Below are 18,968 nucleotides of genomic sequence, written 5' to 3'. Positions count from 1 at the left end.
CGCGCTTCGCGCTCGCCGGGCATGGCCCGGCGCTACCGTGTCACGGACGCGCCCTTACACCCCGGTTTCCACCAGGTAGTCGATGAAGCTGCGCACCTTGGGGGCGAGATGGCTGCGGCTGGTGTAGACGGCGAAGATGCCGATCGGCTCAGCTTCCCATCCGGGCAGGATGCGCACCAGGCGGCCATCGGCCAGCGCCTCGTGCAACAGGAAGTCCGGCTGCAGGATCACGCCCATGCCGGCAATCGCCGCTTCGCGCAGGACGTCGCCATTGTTGGCGCGCAGCAGGGTGGTCACTGCAACCTTCACTTCGCCACCCGGCCCCTGCAGGGGCCAGTGGTCGCCGGCCGCCCAGTAGCTGTAGCCGAGGCAGGCGTGGGTCTGCAGATCCTCGGGGGCCTGCGGTGTTCCGTGTGCGGCCAGGTAGGCCGGTGCGGCACACAGGCTGATCCGCGATTGGCCCAGGCGCCGCGCGATCAGGCTCGGGCCCGGTTCGCGGGTGATGCGGATGGCCACGTCGTAGCCTTCTTCGACCATGTCCACCAGGCGGTCGGACAGCGCCAGGTCCAGTTCGACCTGTGGGAAGCGTTCGCGGTAGCCGGCCAGCAACGGGCCGAGGCGGGCGATGCCCCAGCTGACCGGTGCGTTGATGCGCAGCGTGCCGGACGGCTCCAGCGCCTGTGCGCCGATGCTGGCCTCAAGCGCATCGAACTCGGCGAGCAGGCGCACGCACTGCGCGTAGTAGGCGGCACCGGCGCTGGTCGGGCTGACCCGGCGGGTGGTGCGGTGGAGCAGGCGGGTGGACAGGCGCTTTTCCAGTGCGGCGACCTGGCGGGTGACACCGGCCGTGGACATGTCCAGCGCCTGTGCGGCGGCGCTGAAGCCGTTGCGTTCAACCACCGCGACGAACACACGCATGGCATCAAGGGTGTCCATTGTTGCGCCTTATGAAATAAATACGGTCGATTGATCGTATTTATCAGCTGCTGGGGACGCAATAACCTGTGGCCCGTCCCTTGCGAGCTGCGTCGGCCCCGCTGCGCTGGCCCGCTGCGGATTCCTGTCTTTGGAGAAGATCATGTCCCGCCTGCCTTCGCTGTACATCTCCCACGGCTCGCCGATGACCGCCCTGCATCCGGGCCAGGTCGGCGTGCGGCTGGCCGAGCTGGCCCGCGACCTGCCGACCCCGCGTGCGATCGTCATCGCCTCGGCGCATTGGCTGGCCCGGCAGCCGCTGGTCGGCAGCCATCCGCAGCCGCCCACCCTCCACGATTTCGGCGGCTTCCCACGCGAACTGTTCGCGCTGCAGTACCCGGCGCCCGGTGATCCGGCGTTGGCTGAAGAGGTGGCGGGCCGCATCGCCGCCGCCGGCCTGCCGGTGGCAGTCGATCCGCAACGTGGCCTCGACCACGGCGCGTGGGTGCCGCTGCGCCTGCTGCACCCGCAGGCCGACATCCCGGTGGTGCCGGTGTCGATCCAGCCGATGCTGGGCCCGCAGCATCAGTTCGCGCTGGGCCGTGCGCTGGCGCCGCTGCGCGAACAGGGCGTGCTGGTGATCGGTTCGGGCAGCATCACCCACAACCTGCACGACTGGGGCCATTACCAGGACGGCAAGCAAGCGCCCTACGTGCGCCCCTTCATCGACTGGGTGGAGCAGCGGCTGGCCGCCAATGACCGCGATGCCCTGTTCGACTACCGCCGACAGGCACCGTTTGCCGAGCGTGCGCATCCCACCGATGAGCATCTGCTGCCGCTGTACTTTGCGATGGGTGCGGCGGGGGAGGGTGGCTTCGGTGCCAAGCGCATCGATGCGGGTGTCGATGCCGGCTTCCTGGCGATGGACCTCTACCGCTTCGATGGTGAGGACCGCGCTCAGGACGCGGCATGACCCCACCGCTGCTGCCAGGGCTGGAACGCCCTGCACAAGGACACGTGCAGGGCCGGTTGGCAGTGCTGCATGACGACGTGGCCAGCACGCCGGCCTGGACCGGGCGGCGCTTGCTGTCGCGGTCCTGACGCGCATTCAGATCGCTGGCCGCAGTGGCGGCCTGCTGTGTTAAGTTTTTTCCCGTCCCCCGGCGCACTCCGGTTTTTCCGGCCCCACGCGCCGCTCCTGTGGAAGAAGCATGCACACCATCGAAGTCGTCCTGGCGATGCTGGTGGCCGTTGTCGCCAGCGGTTACCTGGTTCGCGTCCTGCCATTCTCGTTGCCGCTGCCGCTGGTGCAGATCGGACTCGGCGCGGTGATCGCCGGGGTATTCAACCGCGGCCATGCACTGGAACCGGAAGTGTTCTTCCTGCTGTTCCTGCCACCGCTGCTGTTCCTCGATGGCTGGCGCATTCCCAAGCAGGGCCTGTTCCGCGACAAGGGCGCGATCCTCGAACTGGCGTTCGGGCTGGTGGTGTTCACCGTGATCGGCGCGGGCCTGCTGATCCACTGGATGATTCCGGTGATGCCACTGGCGGTGTGTTTCGCACTGGCCGCGATCGTGTCGCCGACCGACCCGGTGGCGGTCGGTGCGATCGCCGCCAAGGCACCGATTCCCAAGCGCCTGATGCACATCCTGGAAGGCGAGTCATTGCTCAACGATGCCTCCGGCCTGGTCTGCTTCCGCTTCGCGGTGGCGGCGGTGATGACCGGTACCTTCTCGTTGGCGACCGCCTCGCTGACCTTCGTGTGGGTGGCGGTGGCCGGCCTGGCCGTCGGCGTGGCGGTCACCCTGGGCGTGTCCACGTTCCAGCGCTGGCTGTGGCGCCGTTTCGGCGAAGAGCCGGGCGCGGCGATGCTGGTCAACCTGCTGATCCCGTTCGCGGCGTACCTGCTGGCCGAAGAGATCAATGCTTCGGGCATCCTCGCTGCGGTCGCAGCGGGTATTTCGATGAGCTACGTGGAAATGACCGGCCGTGTCTCCGGCAGCATGCGCGTGCAGCGTGCCGGCGTCTGGAACATGCTGCAGTTCAGCTTCAACGGCATCATGTTCGTGCTGCTGGGCGAGCAGCTGCCGGGCATCGTCGAACGCGCCACCACCACCATGAACGAGAGCGGCCACCAGAGCGCGTGGTGGCTGCTGGTGTACGTGCTGGTGATCAACGCGACGTTGATCGCGCTGCGCCTGCTGTGGGTATGGCTGTCGCTGCGCTGGAACCTGCTGCGCGCGCGTCGCCGCGGCCTGGAGCGGGGCGAGGCACCGAACTGGCGCATCGTGGTGGCCACCTCGGTGGCGGGTGTGCGTGGTGCGATCACCCTGGCCGGCGTGTTGACGCTGCCGTTGTTCCTGCCCGATGGCAGCCCGTTCCCGGCACGTGACCTGGTGATCTTCCTTGCTGCTGCAGTGATCCTGTGCTCGCTGGTCGGCGCCAGCGTGGCGCTGCCGCAGCTGTTGAAGGGCCTGCAGCTGCCGGCCGATTCGGGTGAGCGCAAGGAAGAGGATCTCGCCCGCAAGCTGTCCTCGAAGGCCGCGTTGGCCGGCGTGGAGCGCATGCGCCAGCAGCTGGTGCTGAACCAGAACACCGAGAACGTGCAGCTGTACAACGACGCCGCATCGCGGGTGAGCCTGCTGTATCAGCGGCATCTGGACCGTGACAACCCGGACGTGGACCCGGAGAAGGTGAACCGGATGGAGATGGGCTATCGCCAGCTGCGCAGCGCCGGTCTCAACGCCGAGCGCGAGGAACTGTTCCGGCTGACCCGCCGCGGCGTGGTGTCGGACGAGATCGCGCGGCGGCTGATCCGCAACCTCGACCTGCTGGAATCGCGCAAGCGCGAGTGACCGGTATGCCGACCGGGCTGCCGATCGGGGTCAGATCCTTTTCCGCAGGAAAGGGATCTGACCCCGCCCCGGGAGTGCCGGTTACTCCGGCTTCTGTTCCAGGAAATATGCCTCAACCTTGCCCTTGACCTTGATGGTCATCGGGTTGCCGCGACGGTCACGGGCCTTGCCGGCCTGCACGCGGATCCAGCCTTCGCTGACCGAGTATTCCTCGACGTTGTCGCGCTCGACATCGTTGAAGCGCACGCCGACGCCGCGCTCCAGGGCCTGCGCATCGTGGAAGGGGCTGGCCGGGTTGATCGCCAGGTGGTCGGGAGGGGTATCGCTCATCGCTTCATTCACAGTGACGGCCACCACGGCCGGCTTCAGCGGTACAGGATAAACCGTAGAATGCCCCCCTGCTCCCGAGGACGTTCCGCCATGCCTGACAACAGCGACTATTTCGACTTCGAGGAAGACGCCCACGATTTCGACGAGGACGACTTCGAGGCGCGGGTCTGGAACCTGCTCGTGCTGATCAACCCCGGCGACGAAGAGCTGGCCCTGCAGCAGTTCAACCGTTGGCGCGAGCATCTGGCCGAGGACGGCCAGCCGCTGGAAGCCGACAGCGACTGGCTGCCGGCGCTGTTCACGGCCATTGCCTGGCAGTCCGGCTTCGAGGTCGAGCGTGACGACTTCGATTCGCTGCAGTCGGCGGTGAACGAGCTGTCGGCGCGCTTCAACCTGCAGCTGGACTGGGGTGGCGACCTGGACGACGAGGATTTCGCTGCAGACCTGGATGGGGTGCAGCTGATGAGCACCGCCTTCGACCGCCTGCGCGAGCACAACTACACGCTGTGGAGCGTGGATGCCGGCAACGACGGCTTCAGTGGCTGGATGGCGCTGACCCGCGATGACGACGCCCTGCTGGCGCTGTGCTCGCTGCTGAACGTGGAAGTGCGCCTGGGCAGTGACCCGTTCTGAGATTCACCGGTAGCGCCGGGCCATGCCCGGCGGCTTCCCGCCGCGCTGCGCGCTCGCCGGGCGCGGCCCGGCACCAGCCTAGGGCTGGTACTGCGCCCTGGCGTTGGCGATTACCGCCTTCACCTGTGCCCGGTCCACGTGCCGGGAGATGGCGACCGCACCCAGCGCGAGTGCCTGCGCACGCAGTTCGGCGGTGACATCGTAGTGTGCCCCGCTGGCCTTGTTCTGGAAGGCCCGTGGAGGAATGCCGAGCTGCGCCGCCATCGCGTGCAGCTCGGCCAGGGTATCGGCCATCAGGTGCGCCCAGCGCTGACCGCGCCAGGGATGCACCGCGTCATCGACGTAGACCGACACCGCCGCGGCCGGATCAGGCCTGCGGCTTGCCGTCGGCGTCGGCGGCCGGAGTGGCCTCGGCGTCGGCAGCGCCTTCGGCGCCGGCAGTGTCTGCAGCCGCTTCATCCGACGCGTCGCCTTCAGCGGCTGCGTCTTCAGCCTGCTCGCTGGCGAACTCGGCCACCAGCTTGTCCAGGTATTCCTCGGCGGTCTGGCCCGCTTCTTCGGCCAGGGTGTCGAGCAGCTTCTGCATCAGCTCGGAATATTCCAGGGTGACCTTGCGGCCTTCGGCTTCCTGCACGTTGGACAGGTGCTTGAGCATGGCCAGCATCGGCACCGGGTTGTCGGCGTTGCCCATGGTCTGGCCGCCGATGGCCAGCAGCCACTCGCGGCCCTGCAGGCCGATGGCGGCCACGGCCTGGCCGTCCTCGTTGACCAGCACGGCATGGTTCTGCACCTGCTGCTGGGCGTTCAGACGGAGGAACGGACGCTTGGTCTGCTGCTTCTTGCGCTTGTCGCGCTTGGCCTTGGACAACTTGGACATGGGGGTGTGATTACCTGGAGTCGGAAAGACGGCCATTGTACTGGGTGCCGCGCTGCGCGCTCGCCGGGCATGGCCCGGCGCTACCCTGGTGTGTCCGGATGCGCGCTCGCCGGGCATGGCCCGGCGCTACCCTGGTGTGTCCGGATGCGCGCTCGCCGGGCATGGCCCGGCGCTACCCTGGTGTGTCCGGATGCGCGCTCGCCGGGCATGGCCCGGCGCTACCCTGGTGTGTCCGGATGCGCGCTCGCCGGGCATGGCCCGGCGCTACCTTGGTGTGTCCGGATGCGGTAGCGCCGGGCCATGCCCGGCGAAGACGGGTCAGGGGGCAGCGCCCTTTCCTGCGGAACGGGATCCGACCCCGGCCTCACCCTGCGCGGCCTGCACGTCCGGGTCCACGGTGGTTGCCGACAGGCCTACCTGCGGCCCGGCGCCGGCCAGCGCAGCTTCCTCGGCGGCCTTGGTCATCACCACGATGCTGATGCGGCGGTTGATCGGGTTCTGCGGATCGGCCTTGTCAAACAGCACCGACGAAGACAAGCCGACCACGCGGGTGATCTTGCTGTCTTCCAGGCCGCCATCGATCAGCGCGCGGCGCGCGGCATTGGCACGGTCGGCGCTCAGTTCCCAGTTGCCGTAACCGCGTGCGGCCGAATAGGCGGTGATGTCGGTGTGGCCGGTCAGGCTGATCCGGTTCGGCACGTGGTTCAGGTACTCGGCCAGTTCGTGCAGGATCTGCTGCGTGTACGGCTTCAGGGTGGCGCTGCCGAGGTCGAACATCGGCCGGTTCTGCTTGTCCACGATCTGGATGCGCAGGCCTTCCGGGGTCAGGTCCAGCAGCAGCTGGTCCTTGAACGGTTCCAGCGCCTGGCTGCGGCTGATCGCTTCCTGCAGTTCCTTCATCAGCGCTTCCAGCTGCTGCTTGTCGCGCTGCTGCTCGTCCACCGGCTGCGGTATCGACTTCTGCTGGTTCTGGAAGGGATCGTTGCTGTTGCCACGGGAAACATCGGTGGCGCCCCCGAGCTTGATCATCGAGGTGCTGGCGCCGCCCGGCCCGGCCATGCCCGGCGCCGGCGTCGCACTGGAGCCGACCAGCGGGCTGGGGTTGCGGAAGTACTCGGAAATGGCTGCGCGCTCGGGCTTGCTGGTGCTGGCCATCAGCCACAGCACCAGGAAGAAGGCCATCATCGCGGTCACGAAGTCGGCATAGGCCACCTTCCACGAACCGCCATGGTGGGCAGCGTGGCCGGCCTTCTTGACCCGGCGGACGATGACGGTGGGCTTGGTCTCGGCCATGGCTTACTTGACCGTCTTCAGGTGCTGCTCGAAGTCGGAGAACGCCGGGCGAACGTTCGACGGCAGCGTCTTGCGGGCGAACTCCAGCGCGATCTTCGGGTTGTAGCCGCGCAGGCAGGCCAGCAGGGCGGTCTTCACCGACTCGTAGATGCGGCTGTCCTGCTCGGCACGGGCTTCCATCGCCGAGGCCATCGGGCCGACGAAGCCATAGCCCAGCAGGATGCCGAGGAAGGTGCCGACCAGCGCGCCGGCCACATGGCCACCCACTTCGACGATGTCGCCGCCGATCGAGCCCATGGTGATGACGATGCCCAGCACTGCCGCCACGATGCCGAAACCGGGCAGGCCGTCGGCGACCTTGGTCAGCACCTGCGACGGCGCCATCGCTTCGGCGTGGTGCTTTTCCAGCTCCAGCTCCAGCAGCGGCTCCAGCTCATGCGGCTCGATGTTGCTGCCGATCATCAGGCGCAGGCAGTCGGTGATGAAGTCGATCAGGTGGTGGTCGGCCTGCACCTTCGGGTAGTTGCCGAACAGCGCGCTTTCGGCCGGGCGCTCGACGTGGTCTTCCAGCGCCATGAAGCCTTCACGGCGGGCCTTGTTGAGCAGTTCGTAGACCAGGCTGAGGACGTCGATGTAGTCCTGCTGCTTGTAGCGCGGGCCCTTGAACACGCCGACCATGGCCTGCAGCGTCTGCTTGACCGTCTTGGCCGGGGTGCCGACCAGGAACGCACCCAGCGCGGCACCGCCGATGATGACCAGTTCGTAGGGCTGCCACAGCGCCCCAAGGCGGCCGTGTGCGCCGAGGTAGCCGCCCAGCACGCTGATGATGACGACCAGGAATCCAACGATGATGAGCATGGCGCGACGCAAGGAGGGGGGATATCTCCTTGTCGGCCTGACACCGGTATTTCTGAAGAGGGAATTCTGTGAAGTCGGTCAGCGGGGCATTGCGGCGCGTGTCAGCCCGCCACACCGGCCTCCGCGCCGCCACGCTGCAGCGGATCGGGCCACGGCTCGCCGTTGCCGGTGAACGAAAGTGAGACCGAGTTCAGGCAGTGGCGCTCGTAGGTGGGCGGCGGACCGTCCGGGAACACGTGGCCCAGATGGCTGCCACAGCGGGCGCAGGTGATCTCGGTGCGGACCATGCCATGGCTGGTGTCGCGGATCTCGCGCACGTGCGACGGGTCGAACGGGGCGAAGAAACTGGGCCAGCCGGTGCCCGAATCGAACTTGGTGCTGGAGCGGAACAAGGGCAGGGCGCACAGCCGGCAGCAGTAGACGCCCTCGCGCTTGTTGTCGAGGAATACCCCGCAGAACGGCGCCTCGGTGCCGTGCTGCAGCAGCACGCGGCGCTCCTCGGCGCTGAGCCCGGCGACCAGGGCGTCGGTCTGCGTGGCGGTGGGGGGCGTCAGATCGAAAGCGCTCATGCCGGCTCTCCGTGGGGTTGTGGCCTGGGATGCCAGCAGACGTGGGGGTGTCGGCACACGCTTGCAAGTGTGATGGCCGTTCATGGCCGGCACACAGGGGCAGGCGCAGGGTAAGGGTGGCCCACCCTGGAGCGCGCGATGAAACCCCGCCTAGTCCTGTTGTTGTCGGCCCTGTTGCCTCTGCTTGCCCAGGCGCAGGTTCCCACCGGCAGTCCGACCGCCACCCGCAGCAGCTCGACGGTGGCCCCGTCGCCTGTCGCCCCGCCACCGCAGGCGTCGCGCCCGCAGCCGCAGGTGCTGCCCTCGCCGCAGCCGGCACAGCCGATCCGATCGACCGGCCCGGCCCAGGTGACCCCCACGCCCGCACCGGCGCTGCCGGACAAGGTCTACGACCGCAACGGCCGCATCGTTCCCGGCGTCAAGCCGGTCGGCCCCAACCGCGTGTTCGACTCGCGCACCGGCCGCTACTACGACAGCGTACCGACCGGCGACGGCCAGCAGATCAAGCGCTGACCTCAGCGCCCGCAACCAATCGCGCAACCCAAAGAGAGCGCAGCGACCCGCTGTCGCTCTTTTTTTTCTTTTTCTTTACCGTGGCTGGCGTCCGCATGAACCTGTCAGAGGCCGGGCGGGTGGGGGCAGGCGGGGTGTCCGCGGCATGGATGCCGCGGCCAAGCCCCCAGGGACGGGTCCACGGCGTCCCCGCCTGACCCCACCCGCCCGGCCCACTCGCAGCACCGCACCCGGCCCCAGCCACGAGGGGCTCAGCCGTTGGCAGGAAACCCGCCACCCACATGAACGCCGGAAAACAGTCCCCGCCCTGCACACCCCGCATCACCCGTTTTTCGCCTGCGATTAACCGTGCCAGGACCACGGTGGACCTGCGCCGGCATCCCTGTCGTCGCGCTTTCCTCGTCCCCTTGGAATACGATCATGGCCAACCAGCAGAACCGTCATCCCGGCAAGGAACAGCAGGGCAAAACACCGCAGGAACCGCAGCGCCAGCAGCAGCAACAGCAACAGCAGCCGAACGAGCAGCAGAAGAAGCATCCGCAACAGGGTTCCATGAAGAACCCGCAGCAGCGCTGATGCAACCAGGGGCCAGAGCCCGCGTCGCGGGGTCTGGTCCCGCTGCCGCCGGTCGTTTCAATCCGGAATCGGCAGCGCCCAGGTCTCCTTGACCTCTTCCATCACGATGTAGCTCTTCGACTCACGCACATGCGGCAGGGTCAGCAGAGTGCTGCCGAGCAGCTTGCGATAGGACGCCATCTCGCTGATCCGTGCCTTCAGCAGGTAATCGAAATCGCCCGACACCAGATGGCATTCCAGCACGTTGGGCAGCTTCAGCGCCGAACGCCGGAATTCCTCGAAGATGTCGCCGGATTTGTAGGCCAGGCTGATCTCCACGAACACCAGCAGGCTCGCTTTCAGCGCACTGGGGTCCAGGTGCGCGTGGTAGCCGGTGATCACCGCTTCGCGCTCCAGCCGGCGCACGCGCTCGGTGCATGGGGTGGTCGACAGGCCGACCCGTTCGCCCAGCTCGGTGAAGGAAATGCGGCCTTCGGCCTGCAGGATGCGCAGGATCTTGCGGTCGATCTTGTCCAGCTCGCGGGGACGGGTGGCCATGGGCGTCAAGCTCGGGGAATGAATCACAGGGAAATATCCTGACTCCCTTGCTGAAATCAGGCAAATCATCTGGATACGGAAGAATATACTTCCCCGATTATGGCCCCTGCGCACGCAAATGCAGGGAATGATCGGGTTGGAGAATTCCCATGCGAGTCCTAGTCCTCGGCAGCGGCGTGATCGGCACCACCAGTGCCTGGTACCTGCGACAGGCCGGGTTTGAAGTCACGGTCGTCGACCGCCAGCCCGGTCCCGCGCTGGAAACCAGCTTCGCCAATGCCGGCCAGCTGTCCTTCGGCTACACCTCGCCGTGGGCTGCCCCGGGCGTGCCGAAGAAGGCCATCGGCTGGCTGTTCGAAAAGCACGCACCGCTGGCGATCAAGCCGGGCATGGACCTGGCCCAGTACCGCTGGCTGTGGCAGATGCTGCGCAACTGCACCCACGAGCGCTACGCGATCAACAAGGCGCGCATGGTGCGCATGTCCGAGTACAGCCGCGACTGCCTGAACGAGCTGCGTGCGCAGATCGGCATCGATTTCGAAGGGCGCGACCTGGGCACCACCCAGCTGTTCCGCACCCAGCAGCAGCTGGATGCATCGGCGCAGGACATCGAGATCCTGGCCCAGTACGGCGTGCCGTACGAAGTGCTCGATCGTGCCGGCATCATCAAGGCCGAGCCTGCGCTGGCCCATGTCGATGGCCTGGTGGGTGCGCTGCGCTTGCCGCGCGACCAGACCGGCGATTGCCAGCTGTTCACCCGCCGCCTGGCGCAGATGGCGGCCGAAGCGGGGGTCGAGTTCCGTTACGACCAGGACATCACCGGCGTGGAATCCGACGGCGACCGCATCACCGGCGTGCGCATCGGCGGCACGCTGGAAACCGCGGACCGCTTCGTGGTCGCACTGGGCAGCTATTCGCCGGGACTGGTCGCGCCGCTGGGCATGCGCCTGCCGGTGTATCCGCTGAAGGGCTACTCGCTGACCCTGCCGATCACCGATCCGGCGATGGCACCCACCTCGACCATCCTCGATGAGAGCTACAAGGTGGCGGTGACCCGCTTCGACAACCGCATCCGCGTCGGCGGCATGGCCGAGGTGGCCGGTTTCGATCTGTCGCTGTCGCCGCGCCGCCGCGAGACGCTGGAACTGGTGGTGCGCGACCTGTACCCGAAGGGCGGTGACCTGGCCAAGGCCGAGTTCTGGACCGGCCTGCGCCCGGCCACGCCGGACGGCACGCCGGTGATCGGCGCCACGCCGTTCCGCAACCTGTTCCTCAACACCGGCCACGGCACGCTGGGTTGGACCATGGCCTGCGGCTCGGGCCGCTACCTGGCCGACCTGATGAGCGCGCGCCAGCCGCAGATCAGCACCGAAGGCCTGGATATCTTCCGCTACGGCCAGTACCGCCACGCCCCGCAACATGAGAACCGCACATGCGTCCTGCCCGCGCGCTGATCGACCTGGGCGCACTGCGCAGCAACTATCGCCTGGCCCGTGAACTGGGCGGTGGCAAGGCGCTGGCGATCCTCAAGGCCGATGCCTATGGCCACGGTGCGGTGCGCTGTGCGCAGGCACTGGAAGTCGAGGCCGACGGCTTTGGCGTGGCCACCATCGAAGAAGCGCTGGAACTGCGCCAGGCCGGCATCCGTGCGCCGATCCTGCTGCTGGAAGGCATCTTCGAGCCCAGCGAAATGGCGCTGGTGGCCGAGCATGACCTGTGGTTCTCGGTCGGTTCGCCGTGGCAGCTGGAAGCGCTGGTCGCGTTCGACAGCCCGCGCCCGCTGACGGTGTGGCTGAAGCTGGACAGCGGCATGCACCGGCTGGGCCTGGACGTTCCTGGTTTCCGCGCCGCGCACGCACGTTTGTCTGCACTGCCGCAGGTGGCACGCATCGTGATGATGACCCACCTGGCGCGCGCCGATGAACTGGACAGCGAGCGTACCCGTGAGCAGGCCGCGACCTTCGTCGAGGCCATCGATGGTCTTGAAGGCGAGACCAGCATCTGCAATTCGCCGGCGCTGCTGGGTTGGCCGGACGTGCGCAGTGACTGGGTGCGCCCGGGCCTGATGCTGTACGGGGCCAATCCGCTGCCGGACAACAGTGAACTCACCGCGCGACTGCGCCCGGTGATGACGATGCAGTCCAAGGTGTTCGCCGAGCGCTGGATCGAAGCCGGCGAGCCGGTCGGCTACGGTGCGCGCTTCGTGGCCAAGGCGCGCACACGCGTGGGCGTGGTCGCACTGGGATATGCCGATGGCTATCCGCAGTTCGCCCCCAATGGCACGCCGGTGCTGATCGATGGCCAACCCGGTGGGCTGATCGGGCGCGTGTCGATGGACATGCTGACCGTGGACCTGACCGCGCATGCGCAGGCCGGTGTTGGCAGCGTGGTGGAACTGTGGGGTACGGCGCCGACCCTGTCCGAGCTGGCGCCGCGCTGCGGTGTCAGTGCCTACCAGCTGCCGTGCGGCGTCAAGCGCGTGGCACGCATCTACCAGGACTGACCGGTTCTGGTAGCTGCCGACCCTGGTCGGCGCTGCGAATGTGTGTCGACCAAGGTCGACACCTACCGGGCAGCGGTAACGCGCGAGGTCAGCTGGCGCTTCACCCAATCATCGATCAGGCGCTTCTCATAGCGCAGCGGATCGGTATCGCTCTTCAGGCCGATGTTGTGCAGGTAGCCGCTGTCGCTCAGGCGGGCGTCGCCTTCATCGATGATGCGCCCGCTGGCGTCCTTCAGCGTGTACTGCAGGGTGATCCGCGGCGGGTAGATGTCGCGCATGATCCGGATGTCGCGGCCACGCGGGCCATGCCAGGGCTCGTAGTCGCCTGCGCGCTTGACGTCCACCAGGGTCACCTCCAGCGTCTGCCCGGCCTGCAGCGGCTTGGCGGCGCTGGTCTGTACGTAGCGTGCCAGCTGCTGCACCCAGTCCCCGCGTTCAGCCTCGAAGCGGTTGGTGCTCTGCCGGATCTCGGTGAAGTTGGCTGGATCGTTCCATTGCACGCTGACCGGGCCATCGGCCTGCAGCGCGCGCGGCGCATCGGGCGCGGTCACCGTCCGCGGCGCGGCGGCCACGCTGCCCACGGCAAGCATGCCGGCCAGCAGCAGGGCGGTTGAAAGCGAACCTTTCATGGCAGTCTCCTGCGTCCCCGAAGCGGGGAGGATGATGATCTCGGATCGAGTGTGATCCCGCTGGAGGGCCGCAGCAATGGTCAGTAGCGTCAAATGCGTCAACAGTTGCCGCCAATTCATGGTCGTCAACCGTGACTGACGGCGCTTGACGCTGTGAATACGCACTCTGGAAGATGCTGTACCTCCATCCGGTCTTTTCCTCCCACGCCCTTGTCCACACTGCCGCCCCTCGTGGAGCGCTCACCCTTGATGGTGCCGACGCCCGAAACCGACCTGCACCATGGCGTGCTTGAGCGCATGCACGCAGGTTTCTGTGTGATCCAGGTGCTGTTCGACGGTGACCAGGCGATCGATTACCGCTTCCTCGAGGTCAACGAGGCGTTCGAGCGCCACACCGGGCTGAAGGATGCCTGCGGCAAGCGCATGAGCGCGCTGGAGCCGCACCACGAACGTGACTGGTTCCGGATCTATGGCGAAGTGGCCCGGACCGGGCGGCCGGCGCAGTTCGAGATGGATGCCCGTGCCCTCGGGCGCACGTTCGCGGTGGATGCCGTGCGGGTTGGCCAGCCGGGCGAGGACAAGGTCGGCATCCTGTTCTTCGACGTGACCGCGCGCAAGCAGATGGAAGTGGAGCTGGGCGAGAGCGAGGCCCGTTTCAGTGCGTTGGCCGATGGCCTGCCGATGCCGGTGTGGGTGCTGGACGAGCGCGGCCACGCCCGCTTCGTCAACAGTGCCTTCAGCGAGTTCTTCGGCGGCGACGAGAACCGGGTGCCGGAAGATGTCTGGCGCGGCCTGGTGCATCCCGACGATGCGTCGGTATTTGAATATGAACTGCAGGAAGCACTGAAGGCGCAGCGTTCGATGCATGCGCTGGTGCGTGCACGGCGTGCCGATGGGCAGTGGCGCTGGCTGGAAATGAACGCACGTCCCCGCTTTTCGCGGATGGGCCGTTTCATCGGCCTGGCCGGCAGCAGCCCGGATGTCACCGAGCGTCGCGAGATCGAACTGGCGCGCGAGGAACTGCTGCAGTCCGAGCGTGCCGCGCGCAGTGCGGCCGAAAACATGGCGCGGCTGAAGGATGAGTTCCTGGCCACGCTGTCGCACGAGCTGCGCACGCCGCTGACCACGATCCTGGGCTGGAGCGAACTGCTGCTGCAGCGCGTGGATTCCACCAGCCCGCTGTACAAGGGCCTGGGCGTGATCGCCAACAGCGCGACCGCGCAGAAGCGGTTGATCTCGGACATGCTCGACCTCAGCAGCATGCTGCTGGGCAAGGTGCAGCTGGAAGTGGAAGTGTTGGACCTGCGCGACCAGTTGAACGAAGCGATGGGCGCACAGGAGCTGGTGGCCGAGGGCAAGGCGCTGGACGTCACCCTGCAGTTGCCGGCACAGCCCTGCCAGGTGCTGGGCGATGCCACCCGGCTGCAGCAGGTGTTCTGGAACCTGTTGTCCAACGCGATCAAGTTCACCCCGGCCGAAGGCCGCATCGACGTGCAGCTGCAGGCCGATGGCAACTATTGGACGATCACCGTGCGCGATACCGGCGACGGCATCGCGCCGGAGTTCCTGAGCCATCTGTTCAGCCGCTTCCGCCAAGCCGACGGCACCACCACCCGCCGCCATGGCGGTCTGGGCCTGGGCCTGGCCATCGTGCAGCAGCTGGTCGAACTGCACGGCGGTTCGGTCAGCGCGGCCAGTGATGGCCATGGTCACGGCTCCACCTTCACCGTGCGCTTGCCGCAGCATCTGCCCGATGCCGAACGGCGTCCGCTGCGCGAGGTCGTCAGCGGTCCGATCCTGGAACCGATGGTGGTCGAACCGTACCCGCTGCGTGGCCTGCATGTGCTGGCGGTGGAAGACCAGCCTGAAGTGCTGGAGTACCTGCGGCGCATGCTGGAAGAGCAGGGCGCCAGCGTGTCCGCCGCCAGTTCGGCGGGCGAGGCGCTGGCGCTGCTGGCCGACAATGGCCACCTGCAGTACCAGGTGCTGCTGACCGACATCGGCATGCCGGGCATGGATGGCTATGGCCTGGTAAGCACGTTGCGGCAGGACCTGGGCGTGGACGCGGCAGCGCTGCCGGCGGTAGCGGTGACGGCGCTGGCGCGCGCCGACGACCGCCGCCGCGCGCTGGCCTCGGGCTTCCAGGAGCATGTGGCCAAGCCGTATTCGGTGGCGCAGCTGGTGGGTGTGGTGCGGCGCGTGCAGGCCACGCGCGGGGACAGCCTGCTGCACTGAGCATTCACGGACGATCGGCGACCCTGCAGTTCAGGAGGTCGCCGATGTCCCGTATTGCTCCACGAATCCATACCGATCCCGCGCAGATCGCGCACCTGGAAGCCCTGTTGCCGCAGCTGCGCGGGGAGACCCAGGTGCAGCTGACCCTGCACGATGGCCGACGCCTGCTGGGCACGGTTGCAGTGCAGCCGACGCTGCAGCAGTACCGCAACGACGCCGGCGACGAAGGCAGCAATGGGCAGCTGCGGCTGGACGATCTCGATGCGCCGGTGCAGCAGCATCACGTGTGGCTGGATGAAATCGCCAGCATCCGCGAGCTGCCGCCGACGCGCTGACGGCCTCTGCGGCATCCACGCATGGCGTGGATCTACTGGAGAGCCACGCCATGCGTGGCTGCGGTGGTCAGTCGAACAGTAGAGCCACGCCACGCGTGGCTGCGGTGGTCAGTCGAACAGTAGAGCCACGCCACGCGTGGATGCGATGATCATTCGAACGAACAGTAGAGCCACGCCATGCGTGGATGCGATGATCATTCGATCAGTAGAGCCACGCCATGCGTGGCTGCGATAGTCCATGCGTGGCTGCGCTGGTCAATGCTCGAAAAGGGTTGCCGTCGCTTCGAACCTGCGTTCATAGGCGCGCTCCTCGGCCACCCGTGCCACTTCATCGTCTGCCAGATCCGGCGCGCCGTAGACCGCGTAGGCCACGCTGCCATCGGCACCGTGGCCGACCTGGTGCAGGCGATAGCGGGAATGGCCGCCGCCGGTATCCTCCGGGTAATGCACGGGGGGATGGCTGCCTTCCAGGTCCATTTCACTGTTGTCGACGACACCTCCGACGAACAAGGCTCGCATGCAGGATCTCCATGGGTTGCGGGGGAGCTTCTACCCTGAGCGCTGGCATGTTGCTGCGGCATCAAGGCAACGTTGAAGTTTCGCAAAGCGGCGTTCGGGGCCGGGCCGGACAAGCCGGTACAATGGACGGCCCTCACGCTTCCAGTACCCGCGCCGATGGCATCCAGCGACGACGCCCCCCTGCAGACCCTGTTCCTGCCGTTCTCCAGCGGTGCCCTGCGCTGGCCGGAGGGTCCGGTGGCCTTCCTGCGCGCCCGTGACGGCTGGCCCCTGCGCGAGCAGGCCGGCGGCCGCCAGGTGGATTGCGAGCAGAGCTTCGCCCCGTTCGCGCAGCCGCTGCAGCAGGCCGCTGGCTGGACCGTCAGCGGCCAGCTGGATGATGTTGCCGGCCGCGGCCGTTACCCGCTGGTGCTGGTGCTGCCGCCGCGCCAGCGCGAGGAAGCCCGCGCGCTGTTCGCCCGTGCCCTGGCGCTGGTTGCCGAGGGTGGCCGCATCGTGGCCTGCCAGCACAACAACGAAGGCGCACGTTCCGGCGAAGGCGACCTGAAGCAGTTGACCGGACTCGGCGGCAGCCTGACCAAGAACCACTGCCGCGTGTTCTGGACCGCACCGCTGCAGGGCCAGCACGATGCGGACCTGGCCAAGCGCTGGGCCACGCTGGACGCGGTGCGGCCGATCGTCGGCGGCCGTTTCCTCAGCCGTCCGGGCGTGTTCGCCTGGGACCGCATCGACCCGGCATCGGCGCTGCTGGCCGAACACCTGCCGGCCGACCTGGCCGGGCGTGCGGCAGACCTCGGTGCCGGTTACGGTTACCTGTCGCGCGAGCTGCTGGAGCGCTGCCCGAAGATCACCGAGCTGGACCTGTACGAGGCCGAGAAGCGCGCGCTGGACCTGGCCGAACTCAATCTGGCGCCGCCACCGCGCCCCGTGCCGCTGCGCTTCCTGTGGCGCGACGTCACCGCCGGTATCGAGCCGGACTACGACGTCATCATCAGCAACCCGCCGTTCCACACGCCCTCGCGTGCGGATCGCCCGGACATCGGCCAGCGCTTCATCGCCGTGGCCGCGCAGGCGCTGCGCTCGGGTGGGCGCCTGTACGTGGTGGCCAATCGCCACCTGCCCTACGAGTACACGCTCAACGAGAGCTTCGGCGCGGTGCGCGTGGTTGCCGAGCGCGATGGCTTCAAGCTGGTCGAAGCGGTGAAGGGCAAGGGGAAGGCCCGGTGAAGCTGGTCAAGCACATCGCCAACCTCGGCTACGGCAGCCGCAAGCAGGTGCAGTGGATGTTCCGCGAAGGCCGCGTCACCGACGCCGACGGCGAGGTGCTCTACGCCGACGACCAGGTGCCGCATGAAGCGGTGCGGGTGGACGGCGAGCCACTGGACCCGCCGGTGGGCCTGGCGCTGGCGATGTACAAGCCGGCCGGCTACACCTGCTCGACCAAGGACAAGGGCCGCTTGATCTACGACCTGCTGCCGCCGCGCTTCCGCGACCGCGACCCGGTGCTGTCCACCGTCGGCCGCCTGGACCGCGAGACCAGCGGCCTGTTGCTGCTGACCGACGACGGCAACCTGCTGCATCGGATCATTTCGCCGAAGTCGAAGCTGCCCAAGGTTTACGAAGTGGAGCTGGCCGAAGACCTGCGTGGTGACGAGGTGGCGCTGTTTGCCAGCGGCACGCTGATGCTGGAAGCGGAGAAGACGCCCCTGCTGCCGGCTGAACTGCAGGTGCTCGGCCCGCGCAGGGCGCGCTTGGTACTGCACGAAGGCCGCTACCATCAGGTACGCCGCATGTTCGCTGCCACAGGCAACCACGTGCAGGCACTGCACCGCAGCCGTGTTGGTGGCCTGGACCTGCAGGGACTGGCCGAAGGGCAATGGCGGCTGCTGACCTCCACCGACCTGGATACGTTGTTCGCTCCATGACCTCCATCGCTGCGCTGCCGTTCCTGCCCGACGCCGTCATCTTCGACATGGACGGCCTGATGATCGACAGCGAGCGTGTGTCGCTTGCATGCTGGAGCGAAGCGGCGGAGGAATTCGGCCTGCCCCTGGATGCCAGCTTCTTCGTGCGCATGGTCGGCCTTGGCGACCGCGACAGCCAGGCGCTGTTGCGCCAGCAGGGCATCGAAGACAGCATGATCGAGGCCATGGCCGCGCGTTGCCATGATCTGTACGAGGAGCGCACGCAGACCGGGTTGCCGCTGCGGCCGGGCATCCTGGAACTGCTGGAGTTGTTGAAGTCGCACGCGGTGCCGCGCGCGGTGGCGACCACCACGCGGCAGCCGCGGGCCAACCGCAAGCTGGCCGCGGCTGGGCTGCTGCCGTACTTCGATGCGGTGATCACCAGTGGCGATGTGGCGCGGCCGAAGCCGGCGCCGGACATCTACCTGCTGGCCGCGCAGCGGCTGGGACAGGCGCCGGAACGTTGCCTGGCGCTGGAGGATTCCCCGGCCGGCACACGAGCCGCGCTGGCGGCCGGCATGACGGTGATCCAGGTACCGGACCTGGTGCATCCCGATGAAGAACTGCGCGCGCTCGGCCACCGCATCGTCGGCTCGCTGGTGGACGCGCACGCGCTGCTGCTGCCGTTGTTGCCGAGGTAACGGTGGGGGATGGTGGGTGCCACCTTGAACCCGGTGGTGCCACCTTGAACCTGGTGGGTGCCGACCGTTGGTCGGCACGCTTCACCGCTCTCGCCAGGCATGGCCCGGCGCTACCGCCCTGGCAGGTGCCACCTTGAACCTGGTGGGTGCCGACCGTTGGTCGGCACGCTTCACCGTTCTCGCCGG

Annotated in this window: 23 protein-coding genes; 13 read left to right on the top strand and 10 right to left on the bottom strand. The window is 67.5% G+C overall.

Going from position 1 to position 18,968, the window contains the following annotated elements; all coding sequences use genetic code 11:
• Positions 1-54: 54 nt before the first annotated feature.
• Positions 55-936: a LysR family transcriptional regulator gene (locus K5K93_RS10325; RefSeq protein ID WP_025878397.1), complete on the bottom strand. Its 882-nt coding sequence runs from the start codon at positions 934-936 to the stop codon at positions 55-57.
• Positions 937-1,078: 142 nt separating this feature from the next.
• On the opposite strand from K5K93_RS10325, the gene K5K93_RS10320 reads away from it, so the two are divergent.
• The 3 genes from K5K93_RS10320 to K5K93_RS10315 all read left to right on the top strand — a co-directional run bounded on the left by K5K93_RS10320 (position 1,079) and on the right by K5K93_RS10315 (position 3,770).
• Complete coding sequence (locus K5K93_RS10320) at positions 1,079-1,888, top strand: class III extradiol ring-cleavage dioxygenase (protein WP_222387814.1); 810 nt, start codon at positions 1,079-1,081, stop codon at positions 1,886-1,888.
• On the top strand, positions 1,885-2,016 hold the full coding sequence (locus K5K93_RS20280; RefSeq protein WP_258954409.1) for a hypothetical protein: 132 nt from the start codon (positions 1,885-1,887) through the stop codon (positions 2,014-2,016). Before K5K93_RS10320 ends, K5K93_RS20280 begins: the two co-directional genes overlap by 4 nt.
• A gap of 110 nt (positions 2,017-2,126) precedes the next feature.
• A complete protein-coding gene (locus K5K93_RS10315; RefSeq protein WP_025878400.1) occupies positions 2,127-3,770 on the top strand; it encodes a Na+/H+ antiporter in 1,644 nt (547 codons plus the stop codon).
• Between the two features lie 81 nt (positions 3,771-3,851).
• On the opposite strand, the gene K5K93_RS10310 is transcribed toward K5K93_RS10315, so the two are convergent.
• Positions 3,852-4,100, bottom strand: coding sequence for a DUF3297 family protein (locus K5K93_RS10310; RefSeq protein WP_025878401.1), 249 nt, complete (start codon positions 4,098-4,100; stop codon positions 3,852-3,854).
• A 90-nt stretch (positions 4,101-4,190) separates the two neighbouring features.
• On the opposite strand from K5K93_RS10310, the gene K5K93_RS10305 reads away from it, so the two are divergent.
• Positions 4,191-4,733, top strand: a complete 543-nt coding sequence (locus tag K5K93_RS10305; RefSeq protein ID WP_093821360.1) for a hypothetical protein — start codon at positions 4,191-4,193, stop codon at positions 4,731-4,733.
• Positions 4,734-4,811: 78 nt separating this feature from the next.
• On the opposite strand, the gene K5K93_RS10300 is transcribed toward K5K93_RS10305, so the two are convergent.
• The 5 genes from K5K93_RS10300 to msrB all read right to left on the bottom strand — a co-directional run bounded on the left by K5K93_RS10300 (position 4,812) and on the right by msrB (position 8,330).
• Complete coding sequence (locus K5K93_RS10300; protein WP_025878403.1) at positions 4,812-5,087, bottom strand: DUF4031 domain-containing protein; 276 nt, start codon at positions 5,085-5,087, stop codon at positions 4,812-4,814.
• Positions 5,088-5,100: 13 nt separating this feature from the next.
• Entirely contained in the window at positions 5,101-5,610 is a 510-nt protein-coding gene (locus K5K93_RS10295; RefSeq protein WP_132826065.1) for a hypothetical protein, read from the bottom strand.
• 318 nt (positions 5,611-5,928) lie between these two features.
• Positions 5,929-6,903, bottom strand: coding sequence for a flagellar motor protein MotB (motB, locus tag K5K93_RS10290; protein WP_033830250.1), 975 nt, complete (start codon positions 6,901-6,903; stop codon positions 5,929-5,931).
• 3 nt (positions 6,904-6,906) lie between these two features.
• Positions 6,907-7,761 carry a flagellar motor stator protein MotA gene (gene motA / locus K5K93_RS10285; protein ID WP_012509934.1) on the bottom strand — a complete coding sequence of 285 codons (855 nt, stop codon included), beginning with the start codon at positions 7,759-7,761 and terminating at the stop codon, positions 6,907-6,909.
• 101 nt (positions 7,762-7,862) lie between these two features.
• Positions 7,863-8,330: a peptide-methionine (R)-S-oxide reductase MsrB gene (msrB, locus tag K5K93_RS10280; protein WP_025878406.1), complete on the bottom strand. Its 468-nt coding sequence runs from the start codon at positions 8,328-8,330 to the stop codon at positions 7,863-7,865.
• A gap of 138 nt (positions 8,331-8,468) precedes the next feature.
• Here msrB and K5K93_RS10275 point away from each other — a divergent pair, with 138 nt between their 5' ends.
• Both K5K93_RS10275 and K5K93_RS10270 read left to right on the top strand, forming a co-directional pair.
• Positions 8,469-8,843 (top strand): classical arabinogalactan protein 4, encoded by a 375-nt coding sequence (locus K5K93_RS10275; protein ID WP_222390889.1) that lies wholly within the window; start codon positions 8,469-8,471, stop codon positions 8,841-8,843.
• Positions 8,844-9,263: 420 nt separating this feature from the next.
• Entirely contained in the window at positions 9,264-9,419 is a 156-nt protein-coding gene (locus K5K93_RS10270; protein WP_093821356.1) for a lana protein, read from the top strand.
• Positions 9,420-9,476: 57 nt separating this feature from the next.
• Here K5K93_RS10270 and K5K93_RS10265 read toward each other — a convergent pair whose 3' ends face one another.
• A complete protein-coding gene (locus K5K93_RS10265) occupies positions 9,477-9,956 on the bottom strand; it encodes an AsnC family transcriptional regulator (protein WP_025878409.1) in 480 nt (159 codons plus the stop codon).
• Positions 9,957-10,105: 149 nt separating this feature from the next.
• Here K5K93_RS10265 and K5K93_RS10260 point away from each other — a divergent pair, with 149 nt between their 5' ends.
• Complete coding sequence (locus K5K93_RS10260) at positions 10,106-11,410, top strand: D-amino acid dehydrogenase (protein ID WP_222390887.1); 1,305 nt, start codon at positions 10,106-10,108, stop codon at positions 11,408-11,410.
• Positions 11,389-12,459: an alanine racemase gene (gene alr / locus K5K93_RS10255; RefSeq protein ID WP_222390885.1), complete on the top strand. Its 1,071-nt coding sequence runs from the start codon at positions 11,389-11,391 to the stop codon at positions 12,457-12,459. The genes K5K93_RS10260 and alr overlap by 22 nt, the downstream gene beginning before the upstream one ends.
• 62 nt (positions 12,460-12,521) lie before the next feature.
• On the opposite strand, the gene K5K93_RS10250 is transcribed toward alr, so the two are convergent.
• Complete coding sequence (locus tag K5K93_RS10250; protein WP_093821350.1) at positions 12,522-13,088, bottom strand: DUF3016 domain-containing protein; 567 nt, start codon at positions 13,086-13,088, stop codon at positions 12,522-12,524.
• A 249-nt stretch (positions 13,089-13,337) separates the two neighbouring features.
• Here K5K93_RS10250 and K5K93_RS10245 point away from each other — a divergent pair, with 249 nt between their 5' ends.
• Both K5K93_RS10245 and K5K93_RS10240 read left to right on the top strand, forming a co-directional pair.
• Positions 13,338-15,323 (top strand): ATP-binding protein, encoded by a 1,986-nt coding sequence (locus K5K93_RS10245; RefSeq protein WP_261311961.1) that lies wholly within the window; start codon positions 13,338-13,340, stop codon positions 15,321-15,323.
• Positions 15,324-15,367: 44 nt separating this feature from the next.
• A complete protein-coding gene (locus tag K5K93_RS10240) occupies positions 15,368-15,658 on the top strand; it encodes a DUF3247 family protein (protein ID WP_222390881.1) in 291 nt (96 codons plus the stop codon).
• Between the two features lie 255 nt (positions 15,659-15,913).
• Here the strand turns inward: K5K93_RS10240 and K5K93_RS10235 are convergent, their stop codons facing one another.
• On the bottom strand, positions 15,914-16,177 hold the full coding sequence (locus K5K93_RS10235) for a hypothetical protein (RefSeq protein ID WP_080150143.1): 264 nt from the start codon (positions 16,175-16,177) through the stop codon (positions 15,914-15,916).
• Between the two features lie 156 nt (positions 16,178-16,333).
• Between K5K93_RS10235 and K5K93_RS10230 the strand changes: the two genes are divergently transcribed.
• The 3 genes from K5K93_RS10230 to K5K93_RS10220 are packed head-to-tail and all read left to right on the top strand — an operon-like array spanning position 16,334 to position 18,782.
• Positions 16,334-17,404 (top strand): class I SAM-dependent methyltransferase, encoded by a 1,071-nt coding sequence (locus K5K93_RS10230; RefSeq protein ID WP_222390880.1) that lies wholly within the window; start codon positions 16,334-16,336, stop codon positions 17,402-17,404.
• On the top strand, positions 17,401-18,102 hold the full coding sequence (locus K5K93_RS10225; RefSeq protein ID WP_080150140.1) for a 16S rRNA pseudouridine(516) synthase: 702 nt from the start codon (positions 17,401-17,403) through the stop codon (positions 18,100-18,102). Before K5K93_RS10230 ends, K5K93_RS10225 begins: the two co-directional genes overlap by 4 nt.
• Positions 18,099-18,782, top strand: coding sequence for an HAD family phosphatase (locus K5K93_RS10220; RefSeq protein WP_033830258.1), 684 nt, complete (start codon positions 18,099-18,101; stop codon positions 18,780-18,782). The genes K5K93_RS10225 and K5K93_RS10220 overlap by 4 nt, the downstream gene beginning before the upstream one ends.
• Positions 18,783-18,968 lie beyond the last annotated feature (186 nt).

It is taken from the genome of Stenotrophomonas sp. DR822 (genome assembly GCF_019793815.1).
In the GTDB taxonomy this organism is placed as follows: Bacteria; Pseudomonadota; Gammaproteobacteria; order Xanthomonadales; family Xanthomonadaceae; genus Stenotrophomonas; species Stenotrophomonas indicatrix.
This window is presented reverse-complemented; position numbering and strand designations above follow the sequence as displayed.